Annotated in this window: 12 protein-coding genes and 1 pseudogene; 8 read left to right on the forward strand and 5 right to left on the reverse strand. The window is 65.4% G+C overall.

What is annotated here, in order from left to right; translation table 11 throughout:
• The first annotated feature begins 100 nt into the window (after positions 1 to 100).
• Both ACP8JZ_RS07815 and ACP8JZ_RS07820 read left to right on the forward strand, forming a co-directional pair.
• Complete coding sequence (locus ACP8JZ_RS07815; RefSeq protein WP_484482360.1) at positions 101 to 1,282, forward strand: DNA cytosine methyltransferase; 1,182 nt, start codon at positions 101 to 103, stop codon at positions 1,280 to 1,282.
• Complete coding sequence (locus tag ACP8JZ_RS07820) at positions 1,275 to 1,892, forward strand: Eco29kI family restriction endonuclease (protein ID WP_306517230.1); 618 nt, start codon at positions 1,275 to 1,277, stop codon at positions 1,890 to 1,892. The genes ACP8JZ_RS07815 and ACP8JZ_RS07820 overlap by 8 nt, the downstream gene beginning before the upstream one ends.
• Here ACP8JZ_RS07820 and ACP8JZ_RS07825 read toward each other — a convergent pair.
• The gene (locus tag ACP8JZ_RS07825; protein WP_306517231.1) at positions 1,876 to 2,115 is read right to left on the reverse strand and encodes a hypothetical protein; all 240 of its coding nucleotides are present in this window, start codon (positions 2,113 to 2,115) and stop codon (positions 1,876 to 1,878) included. The genes ACP8JZ_RS07820 and ACP8JZ_RS07825 overlap by 17 nt on opposite strands.
• A 157-nt stretch (positions 2,116 to 2,272) precedes the next feature.
• Between ACP8JZ_RS07825 and ACP8JZ_RS07830 the strand changes: the two genes are divergently transcribed.
• The 5 genes from ACP8JZ_RS07830 to ACP8JZ_RS07850 all read left to right on the forward strand — a co-directional run bounded on the left by ACP8JZ_RS07830 (position 2,273) and on the right by ACP8JZ_RS07850 (position 6,674).
• Entirely contained in the window at positions 2,273 to 3,169 is an 897-nt protein-coding gene (locus ACP8JZ_RS07830) for a hypothetical protein (RefSeq protein WP_484482361.1), read from the forward strand.
• A gap of 6 nt (positions 3,170 to 3,175) precedes the next feature.
• On the forward strand, positions 3,176 to 3,685 hold the full coding sequence (locus tag ACP8JZ_RS07835; RefSeq protein WP_484482362.1) for a hypothetical protein: 510 nt from the start codon (positions 3,176 to 3,178) through the stop codon (positions 3,683 to 3,685).
• A gap of 53 nt (positions 3,686 to 3,738) precedes the next feature.
• Positions 3,739 to 4,323: a hypothetical protein gene (locus ACP8JZ_RS07840; RefSeq protein WP_306517234.1), complete on the forward strand. Its 585-nt coding sequence runs from the start codon at positions 3,739 to 3,741 to the stop codon at positions 4,321 to 4,323.
• A 282-nt stretch (positions 4,324 to 4,605) separates the two neighbouring features.
• A complete protein-coding gene (locus ACP8JZ_RS07845) occupies positions 4,606 to 5,064 on the forward strand; it encodes a hypothetical protein (RefSeq protein WP_306517235.1) in 459 nt (152 codons plus the stop codon).
• Between the two features lie 2 nt (positions 5,065 to 5,066).
• Complete coding sequence (locus ACP8JZ_RS07850) at positions 5,067 to 6,674, forward strand: relaxase/mobilization nuclease domain-containing protein (RefSeq protein WP_306517236.1); 1,608 nt, start codon at positions 5,067 to 5,069, stop codon at positions 6,672 to 6,674.
• A 44-nt stretch (positions 6,675 to 6,718) separates the two neighbouring features.
• On the opposite strand, the gene ACP8JZ_RS07855 is transcribed toward ACP8JZ_RS07850, so the two are convergent.
• The 3 genes and pseudogenes from ACP8JZ_RS07855 to ACP8JZ_RS07865 form a co-directional block, all read right to left on the reverse strand.
• Complete coding sequence (locus ACP8JZ_RS07855) at positions 6,719 to 7,279, reverse strand: antirestriction protein ArdA (protein ID WP_306517237.1); 561 nt, start codon at positions 7,277 to 7,279, stop codon at positions 6,719 to 6,721.
• 86 nt (positions 7,280 to 7,365) lie between these two features.
• A pseudogene (locus ACP8JZ_RS07860) lies at positions 7,366 to 7,494 on the reverse strand (zinc finger domain-containing protein); the annotation flags it as partial.
• A gap of 498 nt (positions 7,495 to 7,992) precedes the next feature.
• Complete coding sequence (locus ACP8JZ_RS07865) at positions 7,993 to 9,237, reverse strand: MFS transporter (protein ID WP_484482363.1); 1,245 nt, start codon at positions 9,235 to 9,237, stop codon at positions 7,993 to 7,995.
• Between the two features lie 528 nt (positions 9,238 to 9,765).
• Between ACP8JZ_RS07865 and ACP8JZ_RS07870 the strand changes: the two genes are divergently transcribed.
• A complete protein-coding gene (locus ACP8JZ_RS07870) occupies positions 9,766 to 11,079 on the forward strand; it encodes an anaerobic C4-dicarboxylate transporter family protein (RefSeq protein WP_484482364.1) in 1,314 nt (437 codons plus the stop codon).
• Between the two features lie 322 nt (positions 11,080 to 11,401).
• Here the strand turns inward: ACP8JZ_RS07870 and ACP8JZ_RS07875 are convergent, their stop codons facing one another.
• Positions 11,402 to 12,745 (reverse strand): M20/M25/M40 family metallo-hydrolase, encoded by a 1,344-nt coding sequence (locus ACP8JZ_RS07875; protein ID WP_484482365.1) that lies wholly within the window; start codon positions 12,743 to 12,745, stop codon positions 11,402 to 11,404.
• Positions 12,746 to 12,855 lie beyond the last annotated feature (110 nt).

Here is a 12,855-nt window from a genome sequence, read left to right on the forward strand (position 1 = left end):
ATGGAAGTTGAGGACAATGAGAGCATCTGGTGATCTCGTCGTTGAGCGCGTTGGATTGGCCGACGACGACTCGACGGGGGATGATGGTGTCATGCGAAGTGTGGAGCTGTTCGCCGGTGGTGGCGGTCTGTTGATCGGCGCCCACATGGCTGGCTTCCAGGCAGAGGTCGCGGCCGAGTGGAACCTGTGGGCGTGCGACACCCTGCGCGAGAATCAGACCAATGGCCACCCGGCTATTCCGGGCACCTGCCAAGTCATCGAGGGTGACGTCCGCAAGATCGACTGGTCTGGGGTCAAGGACGGCATCGACCTGGTCGCGGGTGGGCCACCCTGCCAGCCGTTCAGCCTGGGTGGCAAGGGCAGGGCTGCGGATGACGCTCGTGACATGTTCCCGGCAACGGTCGAGGTGATCCGCACGCTGCGGCCGCGCGCCTTCGTCATCGAGAACGTGAAGGGCCTCACCCGCTCCGCATTCGCCAACTACCTGAACTACATCGAACTTCAGCTGCAACACCCCGAGCTTGTCAGCCGGGCTGGGGAATCATGGGTGGATCACTACCGTCGCCTCCAAGGGGAGCACACGGTCATCGCGTCTGATCTCCGCTACAACCTCGTGCGAACCTTGGTCAATGCCGCAGACTACGGCGTGCCCCAGCAGCGCCATCGTGTGTTCTTCGTCGGATTTCGGTCCGACCAGGACGCCGAGTGGAGTTTTCCCCTTCCGACGCACTCGAAGGCGGCGCTTGAGCGGTCCAAGGCCACGGGTGAGTACTGGGATCGCCTTGGGGTGCGTAGATCGCAGCGGGCTATCCCGTCGCGGGTTCCGCGCGACGACGGGCTCCGGCCGTGGCGTACCGTGCGTGAGGCTCTCGCAGACCTGCCGGAGCCCACGCTTCGTGGTTCGCGCACATGGCTGAATCATGTCCGCCAAGACGGTGCGAAAGCTTACGCCGGACATACCGGAAGCGCGATTGATCTTCCCGCTAAGGCATTGAAGGCTGGCGACCATGGCGTCCCCGGCGGCGAGAACATGGCGCTGTACCCCGATGGCCGAGTGCGGTACTTCACAGTTCGCGAGTCGGCCCGGCTCCAGACCTTCCCAGACCGTTGGGAACTCCACGGAGCCTGGACCGAGGCGATGCGCCAGCTCGGCAACGCTGTCCCTGTCGTGCTCGCAGAGACGGTGCTGAAGTCGGTAGCGAATCACCTCCAGTTGTCCGCTGCACGCAAGGAGATGGACCTCCAACTGAAGCAGATGATGGAGGAGGCTCCCCATGCCTGAGATGTCCAAGCCCTATAACCCGCTCGACACCGAGAACATCGGCGAGTCCTTGGTCAGCGCGATGCTCCGCGTGGATCCAGTCGAGATCGATCAGATTCCGCCGTTCCCCGGAGCCGGGGTGTACGCGATCTACTACATCGGTGACTTCCCGGTCTACGCAGAACTCGCCAGTCGCAATCGCGACGGTCAGTTCTCTCAGCCCATCTACGTCGGTAAGGCCATCCCCAGCGGCGGCAGGAAGGGCACGGTTGCCCTGGGCCAGGTGAGCGGCAAGTACCTGTTCAACCGGCTCAAGGAGCACAGCGAGTCCATCGCCGCTGCCCAGAACCTTGACGTCGCTGACTTCTACGCCCGCTGGCTCGTGGTAGAGCCAATCTGGATTCCGTTGGCCGAGTCCTTGATGATCAACCGGTCGGCCTGCGTGTGGAACGCCATCGTCGAGGGTTTCGGCAATCACGACCCGGGCAAGAATCGTCACGGTGGTAAGCGCACGAAGTGGGACACTCTCCACCCCGGACGCTGGTGGGCTGAGAAGGGCACGCCTGACGAGAAGTGGACCGCCGACAAGATCAGCCAGGAAGCCAAGACCTGGATCAGCCAGCGGGTGTGAATGGCTCCAGATCCGTGCGCGGATCAGCTAGGAACCAATCGTCACCGCCGAACAGGATCTCGACCTGCGGGTGCTCGGGTGAGGATGGCAGTTCGTTCAGTGCGATGTAGGGCTTGCCGTCTCGTTCAAGGCTGGCAGCGTCTCGGCACGAGACTGCGTGGTAGATCCCGATCGCCTTGCAGCGGGAGTTCATGTCGATAATGTCGGCGTCGTTGCGGTGCATGGGTACATCCTCTCGTGGGGGTCGGGCAGCGCTCTCGATCCCGGCGGACGTAAGGCCGCGACGATGCCATGCCACGTTTTGTCAGTGGGCTGCGCGATGATGGAGGCACCTCGATCTAGGAGTAGCCATGGGCCGACGAGTCCTTACGGTCACGGAGATGACCTTCCACCAAGCACGGGTTCACAACGGCGCGACCCGTGCGCCCTCCGACCTCGACGACGCCGACCTTCTCGAGGTCTTCCACGATTGGGTTACTGCCATCCCCGAGGAGGATCAGGCGTTCGGCAGGCAGCAGACCTACGTCCGCGTCGAGTCTGTCCTCCGACTCGGTGCCCGTATCGAGTTTCTCGATCTTCGCGTCGGCTCCTATGGTGAGCCCGGCGAGGTGCGCGACATCAAGACCGGCTCGGTTGTCCACACGATCACCGACGACGAGGCCCCTGTCGGCTCCAACCGGGCCCTGCTATTCGTGCCCGAGGTCGGCGAGCGTGCCTACTTCTTGGCTGAAGAGTCGTCGCGAGGGTCCGCTGGCGGTCGAATCATGACCATGTTCAAGCACCATTTCTCTAAGACGATGGACACCGTGACCATGGAGACGGGCAAAGCCGTCGAAGCGGAAAACTGGCTGCAACTAGCGAATCTGACCGAGGTCGAGGTGCGCACGACCGGCAAGAGCGTGGACCTGGCTGATGGTTCGGATGTGAAGGTCGGACGTGTCTCCTACCTTGCGCGGCCTGAGCGCGGCATGAAGCACTTCCCTCGGGCTCTGCTCGGCAAGTTGTCCCGGCAAGACGTCCTGAAGCAGGTGGTCTCGGTGCAGGATCTCGACCCCGATCACGAGGTGTACGTGACGATGGAGCAGGGCGGCCGCACCAAGAAGTTCCTGCTGGGCGAAGAGTCTGGACCGGCCATCCGCGAACTGCTCTCTGATGCCGGGGACCCTCCGCTCACAGACGACGAGTTCGTCACGCGTTGCACCGAGCGCGTTGAGGGTCTTCTTGAGCGGCAGAACAGCGAGTGGAATCCGATCTGGAGCAAACGACCGAAGGAGTGATGGAGCATGGGCAAGGCGGCGCTGTGGCGAGTCCCTGCTGACCACTTCCGCACGCTCTATGACGACCGCACCGGCAAGCCCGACTGGCTGGCGTGGGCCAGCCAGTTGCTTGTGCCGATCGCCATCGGGACCGCAGCTGGGGTCAAGGGCGCGAACTTGCAGGATGTCGGCGGAGCGGTTGCCGGTGTCTCGATTGTGGCCAGTCTGTTGTTCGCGATGTCGATCTTCCTCTTCCAGCTCCGCACCTCTCTGAGTCAGGACAAGCGGTTGAACCAGGTCGACTTCCGGTTGGTCGACGAGTGCATGGCCAACACGATCTGGGCCATCGTCTGGGGCCTCGCGCTCACGCTCTACCTCGTGGTCATGGGTGCGGGTGGGTGGATGCGCCAGGGGGTGCTCCGCACGACGTGGACGGGCATCGCCATCGCGGCAGGAACACACTTTCTGGTCGTGATCATGATGTGCCTCAAGCGGCTCCGCCGGGCGTATGAACGCATAGCGATGAAGCGTCCGTAGGCAACTCGAGTCCTCCGTGCGACAATAGAAGCACTGCGAGCTCTAGGCAAAGGATGACGCAGGGCGGCCTCATGGTCGCCGAAGATCTCCTGGCCGCCGACCTCCCGGTCGGCGTCGACGGGCAGGGACGTCCTGCTGGGGCAGGACCGCGAGCGCGCCCGCCCAGGAAGACCATGATAATGACCGCCAATCACAAGCCCCTTTCCCGCGCGGAGCAGCGCGCCAAGCGGCTGGCCGAGCTCCAGACGGAGATTGACAAGCTCAACGCCGAAGAGGCGCTCGAGAAGTCCATCGCCGACGAACTGGCCACGCGTGGCCTGGCTCGTTACCGTGCCGCCGTGCAGCTGTACGACGTCGTGGGCATCGGCCCCGTCCGTCGTGACAACAATGACGAGAAGCGCGCCCAGCGTCTCGTCGACGAGGTGACGAAGCTGGTCGAGGCTTCGGCCAAGCCAGATGCCAAAACCGAGGTGATAAAGCAGGTGCTGGCGAGGGTCGAGCGGGAGCGGGACGTCGCCCTGCTGACGATCGCTCGTCTGCGCAACGTCCAGGGCGACCGCGAGTATCTGCTCACGTCGGCGCGGTCCATCGCCAACGAGGTAATGGGCACACAGCAGCGACCGACACCGGCGGCATAGCCACCCACGTCAGCACCCACAGCCCCCGATGACCGACAGGTTTCGGGGGCTGTGGTGCGTTTGGATATCTTGGGCGCGGCAGCGCCTATCGGCTGAGGGGCCCCGCGCAGCGGGGAGAGCCGGGCATTATCTGGAGGACTCGACGCGGAGCGTCGATGTCCGACAGATAAAATGCTTGTCATTCTTCCGGCGAAAACGTAGACTGGCAGGTAGACGGGGTGCGTCAGCACCTTCGTCATGCCAGGCGAAGTTCTCGCCGGATCGACCGAAGGGAGGAGTGAGATGACCGAGAACGCGAAGCGGACTCGTCAGCGCACGACGACGTTCGGGAGGTCACTCACGGTGCGGCTCGATGAGCAGACGTGGGCAGCGCTGGAGGCGATGCGCACGGCGATGGACGAGCAGCGTGAGCCGTCGGCGAAGCCGACGACGTGGTCGCAGGTACTGCGACTAGTGGTCCTGGAGGGCGCCACGGGCGTCCGACAGGCGACCGAACGTGCCGCCGTGGACCCGGCGGCACTGGCCAGGCTCGACGAGCTGGCCGATCAGGTGGCCGCAGCTGAGAAGCAGACGCGGATGGTCGGTTACGGCATCAACGCGCTCGTCAAAACGCTGCGCACCACCAGCCAGAATCCGAACATCGCGGCCCTGCTGGGAAACATCCGCGAGGAGCTGCGCCGCACCAACAACCAGCTGGGGCGCCTGCTCAACCGGACGTATGGGGGCGCGCCGTGGCGGTGATCATGAGCCAGCCGACGCGGACCATCGACAAGGTCGTCGACTATGTTCTGAACGACAAGGCTGGCCAGGTCGGCGACCGCTACGTCGTCGCCACCGGCGTCGGATGCCACCCATCATCGTTCAAGGAACAGTCGCGTTCGGACCGTCGTCGGGCCAAGAAGCTCAAGGGCTACGTCGAGGGCTACGCGCTCGTGCAGGGTTTCGGCAAGCACGAACTCGACCCCACCAATCCCGAGGACTGGGAGCGCGCCAACGAGCTCGGCGTGGCCTTCGGCAAGACCATCGCAGGTGGCCGTCCGTTCATCGTCGTCACCCAGCTCGACGGCAAGTCCGGATGCCTCCACAATCACATCATCATTTCGTCGGTGCACCCGGTCACGGGGCGGTCGTTCGACTCTTCACTGGTAACCCACGGCGTGCTTGCCCGCACCCACGACACCGTGCTTGCCGCCAACGGGTTCACCCAGACCACCGAGCTCAAGGCCCACCGCCAGCTGCACGACAGCACCAAGAAGATCGAGATGCGCGCCAACGGCCAGTACATCTGGACCGATGACCTCACCGCCCGCGTCGAGGCCGCGCTGGCCGACGCCCGGTCCATCGACGAGGAAAGCTTCTACACCGTCCTGGCAGAGCACGGCGTCGACGTCGGACCCAACCCAGACCGCTCCACCAGGAACTGGACGTTCGGCATGAACGACGCCGAGAAGACCAACGACGACGGCCAACCGGTCTACCGGAGGGCCCGTGGGTCCCGACTGGCGGCCCACCTCACCAGGCCCGCTATCAACCAGCAGCTGGCCCAGAACGAGCGCCTGGCCCGGCAGCCGGTGGTCACGGCTCCGGTCCCCGCTCCGGCCGTCGCCGTACAGCAGGACGCACCCGAGACAACCGAGGAAATCTACGCACGCCTGTTCGGTGGCGCTGTAAATCTCTCCGCTCCCGCTTCGGACGAGGAGCAGGCGTCCGCTGCCACTCCCACCATGCCCACCAAGGGCGTGGTCGACGAGGCTCCCCCGGTCTCCGCTCCCGCTCCGGCCGAGGAGGAACCCTACGTGTCACCGTTGCGGCGACTGCGCTTCAAGAAACCGGATCCGGAGCTTGAGGCGATGAGGGTCGGTCTCGCGGACTTCGACGAGGAGACCCGAGCACGGCTAGCGGCCGGTCAACGTCCGGTTGAGGCGCATGTGCCCAAGGGTGTCGGGTCGCGCGTTCTGGACGTCTGGGGTGCGTACGTGGATCCGGCAGTGCTGGCGCAGCTGGAGCTGCGCCAGGCCAAGAAGAAGGCCCGCTCAGACGCGTTCGAGGTCGGTCGGGACCTGTCGGCCGAGCTGAAGGCGATGCGCGCGGCCGGGAAGCAGTGGAGCGATGCGTTCGAGACCAAGGTGACCCAGCGCGACGTCGCGAACCGCCGCCGGGAGCGGCTGGAGCACGAGTTCGCGGCCGGGTGCTACGAGGACGTTGGGGAGGCCATGAAGGCATGGAAGGACGCCCACCCCGAGGTCGTCAAGTTCGATGCCAAGGATCGCGAGGACTACGTCCAGCGCGGCCAGGTCGCCCTCGACGAGGCGCTGGAGCACGCCCAGCGTGACCGTCAGGTCTGCGCGTGAAAGAAGATCCCCGTGGCCGATGGCCACGGGGATCAGGGTCGGGCTCAGGGATTCGAGAACACGTAGACGCCTCCGGACGGCGAGGACATCGTCGTGAAGTCGAACGCCAGATCGCGTCCGAACTTCTCGGCGTCGAAGTACGTCTGCGCGACCTCGGGCCAGCCATCCATGTAGTCGGTCTCGGCCAGCCACTGCTCGACGAAGTCGGCCCAGCTGTCATACTCGCCGTGGAGGTGGTCGATGAAGTCGCTCGGCACCGGCACGGAGCCGTTCCCCGCGGCCACGTACGCCCCGCTGGCGACCCAGGCACTGAGGGCGGGCCAGAGCCAGGGCTCGACCTCTGCGTACGCGTCAGCCCATTCCTGGGCCTCGCTCAGGCCCATCTCGTGGAAGCCCGGCCACGGGCCATCTCCATCGAGGCAGAGCATCTCCTCGCAGCCCAGCCTGAGGGGCGCACCAGCCAGCTCGTGCAGCCTCTCGATGGTCAACTCGCCGGCGTCGGCTGCGTCGATCCAGGCGCCCACAAGCTGGCCGGCGTTGTAGCAGCTGAGGCATCCGGGCCACACGCGCAGCGGCATCGTGGGGGTGGTCTCGGTGGTGGTCATGGGAGCGCTCCTCTCGGCCGGCCGGGAGAACCTCTCCCCCCGGCGTCGGGTGCGCTCCCGGCCGCGCTGGCGCGGCTACTGCTGCATCACCGAAGGCGTTGGCACCTAGGGCAGCGGAACGAGCTACGGTTCATGAGTTTCTCGCGCACGATGGGGGCGCCGCAGCGGTCGCACGGTTCACCGGTTCGACCATATGAACGTAACAATCTGTTGAAACACCTCGGCACTGCAGCGACGGCACAAGACCCGTGATGAGAAAAATGTCAACAGCTGGGCGGGCACGACATATCAACGACTAGGTGGCACGACACACGGTGACGACACAGACACCAGACTGACAAAATCGTCACCTCCCAACGCAGCCGAGCACCACAGTGACGAATCAGAAAACCTGTTGACAAAAATCGTCACCACCCGGACCACTGCCTTACTTGGGATCGGCCGGACAGGGCGCGCCAGGCCAACCCCCTACTCACGGGTTGACAAGAATGACGCCACGCTCCAGCACGGACCACATGAGCGACGACGCAGCACCTCAACCGACAAAAATGACACCAGACAGCGGGGTCTGCCTCCACAGTGAGGGGCCAAGGAGCCAGCTGACAAAAATCGCACCCCAGGGCTGGACATCGCAATGACGATCCAGCTCCAGGTCGACAAAATCGTCACCCAACGCAGCCGGGCACGGGAGTGGCGCCCGCGCCCGGGAATGATCAATCCTGCATCGACACGTCGATGTGCACCGGGGACTCGGCCCGCGCCAGAACCGGTCTGGCGGCACACAGGGCATGGATGAATGTCATCGCGCCCACGGCGACCGTGAGGCCATAACCACCCATGGGGCCGTGCAGGTCGGTCATTCGGCCGGCTGCTGCCGCCCCCACCGCATATCCCAGCGAGGTCGTCGCGGCGAGCAGGGTCATCACCGTGCCCAGCCGGGAGGCCGGAGTCACCCGTTCCGCGCTGGAGTACAGGGTGATCATGTAGGGAGCAGCCGCCAGACCGAGTATCACCATGACGATGGCGGCACTGCCCAACGTGTGCACGAACAGCAGCGGCACTGAGAGCACGGCCAGCCCCAGGGCGAAGATCTGCCAGCGTCGCACCATGTCAAGACGCCTGGCCAGCCGGGGAAGCAGGAGACCGGCACTGGCCGACCCGATCGAGAGCAGGGCGTGCAGCAGTCCGGCATACCCGGGCTGGCCCGCCTGAATTGCCAAACTCGTCGTGCCGGTCTGGACGGTACCGAAGACCAGCCCCATGAAGAGGATGCCGATCGTCGTCTGAACGGTGCCGAGGGTGAGCAGACGCCCCTGGGCCTGCTCGGTGGTGGCAGGGTGCGGCGCGACGAGCCGGACAGTGGGATGCACCGCGAACCAGCTGCCGAAGACGAGCAGGATGACACCGGCGGTGATGAGCGCGGGCACCGGTCCGAAGATCACTCCGAGGATGCCCACCAGAGCTGGCCCCAGGGCGAAGGAAGCCTCGTCGACTGCTCCTTCCCAGGCGAACGAGGCCTCCAACACCCCAGCTCGAATTGACGGATGGTGTGCCGCGACCTGCCGCCATCGCACGCGTGCCATCGTGCCCACCTGGGGCAGGAACAGGCCGATGACGACGCCGATCGCGGCGATCACCGGCCAGGCCACCCCGTACAGGGCTGCCACGGCCTCACCGATGAGTCCCAGGCCCGCGACGATCGACTGGACGAGCAGGGTGGTGCGCTGACCGTGCCGATCGGTGAGTGCCCCCACGATCGGGGAACCGACGGCGATGGCAGCAGCAACGGCCCCGGCGGCAGCACCCCCGGGACCCATGCGCCCTGCCACCAAGGGGCTGGACACCAGCAGCATGGTTCCCATCTGGCTCATGGCCAACGGCAGCCGAGCCAGTAACGAGGTGATGGCGAATCCACGGCCAGTGAGACGAAACAGGTCAGGGTACGACAGGGAGGTCACAGCAGTCCTCTCGAGACGACGAGGTGGGCACGACGTCTCCCCACCCTGCTGACGTCCTCACGCAGTCTGCTGCCCGCGCCCAGTTGAGGATCTGGCGCATGTGCAGCTGCGTCCCTGCCACCAAAATTCTCGGCGACGTCGTCATGGTAGCTGCCGACAGGCCTCCGCTGGAATCGAGGAGCGCGCCATCGGCCTTGACACCGAACGCCCGCGGACGCCCGCCACGGTTCGTGGTAGATCCCCCCAGACCATGACGCGGATCGCCCCGGCTCGTGGCACAGATCGTCCCAAGGCGACGGTAGCAAAGGCGGCAAGGTGGGCACCCTCCCCTGCGGGGCTGAGCCGATTTGGGGCCGATTTGGAAGGCGTACCTGGCAACGCGCGAAACCGACTTGCCGCACTGCAGGTGCCTACCACTAGTATCTATACGCGAAACTTGCTTCGGTTGCAGCCAGACCCGGCACCTCCGAGCTGCACCACTGCGAAGCTTCTCACCTGCTACGTCCGAACGGTCAGGAGACACTCACCGTGTTCTGGGTCCACTTGCTCATCGTCATCGCGTTCATCGTCTTCGGGTCAAGACTTGGAGGCATCGGAATCGGCCTCGCCGGCGGGGCAGGTGTGCTCGTACTGGCCGCAACGGGAGTACACACCGACTCCACCAAGGCCATTCCGTGGTCGGTCATCGGGATCATCATGACCGTCATCTGCGCCGTCGCCGCCATGGAGCTCGCCGGAGGAATTGACCACCTCGTCCACCTCACCGAGAAGCTCCTGCGCAAGCACCCCAAGCACATCACCTTCCTCGCGCCCGTCGTCACCTATCTCATGGCCCTGCTGTGCGGGACGGGCCACACGGCGTACTCCGTCATCCCAGTCATCGTCGACGTGTCGAAGCAGCACGGTGTGCGTCCGTCACGACCGCTGTCCATCGCTGTCGTGGCCTCCCAGGTGGCCGTGGCCGCCTCACCCATCTCCGCGGCGATGATCGCCCTGACGACCATCCTCGAACCGATCCACGTCGGGTACCTGCAGTGCCTGGCCATCATCATCCCGACGACCTTCATCGGCACCCTCGTAGGTGCCGCCGTCGCCGGACACATGGGCAAGGAGCTCGCCGACGATCCCGTCTACAAGGACCGCATGGCCAAGGGACTTGTGAGGGATCCCGGCACTGGGAACGCCGACTACAAGGCTCCCAAGGGGGCCGTGGCGAGCCTCGTCACCTTCCTCGTCACCCTCATCCTCGTCGTGCTCTACGCGACGTTCACGAGCCCCGAGGTGGGTCTCGTGAAGGATCCGCCCATGGGTTCCAGCCCCGCCATCATGCTCATGATGCTCACCTGTGCCGTCGTCGTCTGCCTGCTGGCGAGGAAGCCAACCTCGACGATCACCACTCAGTCGACCTTCCGCTCGGGCATGAGCGCGGCGATCAGCATCATGGGCCTTGCGTGGCTGGGCAACACCTTCGTCACCGCGTACATGGACACCATCAAGTCCGCCCTGCAGGGTCCGCTGCAGGCGCAGCCGTGGCTGCTCGGGGTGTTCTTCTATCTCGCCGCCCCACTCATGTTCTCCCACGCGGCGACGACGGCGGCGTTCATGCCGCTCATGGTCAAGCTCGGCCTGCCGGCAGTGGCCCTCGTCGCCTGCTACCCCGCCGTGGCCAACTACTACCTCCTGCCGAACTACCCGACGACGGTCGCAGCGATCGAGATGGATGACACCGGGTCGACTCGGGCGGGTAAGTTCCCGCTCAACCACCCGTTCGTCATCCCCGGAACGGTGTCGATCATCGTAACGATCATCCTGGGGTTCCTGTTGGCACCGTTGGTGCTGTGACGACCGGTGGTCACATCATGCGGGTGTGGCCACCATCATCAGCCAGTGCCGAGGACCCCACCCTGCGAAGAGCGAAACGAGTCATGGGACACGCCCGTCGCGGGGTTGGTGCCAGTCGAGAACGGACGTCGGACTGATGATCCCGTGGGGTCGTAGGTCATCTGCATTCGACGACCTTCCGCACTGTTGCCCCGGGCTGGTGGCCCCGCGGGTCCACTGGGCCACCTCGTCGCGTGACACGCGACCCAAGGCCGTCTGGATCAGAGCCGCCTGAGTCAGAATCGTCAGAGGATCAGCCTGATCCAGAATCACCCGGGCAGGATCACTTGGCCATGCCGGCCAGGATGAGGGCCTCGGTGAGGATCGCCTTGCGGAAGTCGCCCAGGTGCAGTGACTCGTCGAGTCCGTGCATGCGCGAGTCCGGGTCGGTGACGGCGGTGACGAGCACGGTGGCCTGCGGGAAGGTGTGCTGCAGGTCGGTGATGAGCGGGATGGCACCTCCGGTGCCCATCTGCACCGGCTCGGTTCCCCAGGCCGCCTTGAACGCCTGGTTGGCGATCTCGGCGTAGGGCCCCTCGAACGGCACGACGCCGGGAGTGCCCGCCTCACCCGGGGTGACCTCGACCTGGGCGCCGTAGGGGGCGTGGGTGCGCAGGTGCTCCATGAGAGCCTCGAGGTCCTGGGTGGCATCGCCACCGGGAGCCACCCGCAGACCCACCTTGGCGCGGCACACCGAGGGCAGGGTGTTGATGGCCTCGGCCACCGGCGTGGCGTCGATGGCCAGTACGGACAGCGAGGGACGGGTCCACATCTTGTCGGCGGGGTTGCCGGTGCCGAGCCAGCCGACGCCGTCCAAGATCGCGGTCTCGGTGCGCAGCCGCTCCTCGGGGTACTCCACGGATGCCGGTTCAGCACTGTGCAGGTCCGCCACGGCGACGTCACCGTTCTCGTCGTGCAGGGTGGCCAGCAGTTTGCACATGGCGGTGAGGGCGTCGGGCACGACACCACCGAACTGCCCGGAGTGCAGCGGATGGTCCAGGGTGCGCAGTTCGACGATGCAGTCGGCCACTCCACGCAGGGTGGTGGTGACCGAGGGTTCGCCCTGGTCCCAGTTCACCGAGTCGGCGACGATGATGACGTCAGCGGCGAGCTCGTCCTTGTGGGCCTCGATGATGGAGGTCATGGACGGCGAGCCGATCTCCTCCTCGTGCTCGACGAAGAGGGTGACACCCACCGGAGGATTGCCGTCGAAGGCCTTGAGCGCCGTGAGATGGGAGACGACTCCGCCCTTGTCGTCGGCACTTCCACGCCCGAACAGGCGCTCCCCGCGTTTGGTGGCGACGAATGGTTCGGAGTGCCACTGGGAGACGTCCCCGGTGGGCTGGACGTCACCGTGGGAGTACAGCAGGATGGTCGGCTGACCCTGGGGGGCCGGCCAATGGGCGATGACGGCGGGCAACCCCCCGGCCTCGCTGACGACGGTGGCGTCGGCAGCGCCGGCGGCCCGAGCAGCATCGGCGACCGCTTGGGCATGCTCGTTCACCCCGTCGGGGTTGAGGGAGCTGACGGACTGGATGGCCATGAGTTGGCTCAGCTGCTCGACGGCCCCGTCGGCGAGCTCGTCCACCTTGGCCCGGAGAGCGGGAAGATCAGAAGTGAAATCCATGCCGCCAGCTTAGTTGTCCGCGATGTGCTGCACGACCTGATCGCAGGGGCTACGCCGTTGGCATGCAGGTATGGGACGAGGAGTCTGAACCGATTGCCACACATGACACG

The sequence above is a fragment of the Cutibacterium sp. LaCa_286 genome, from assembly GCF_057198075.1.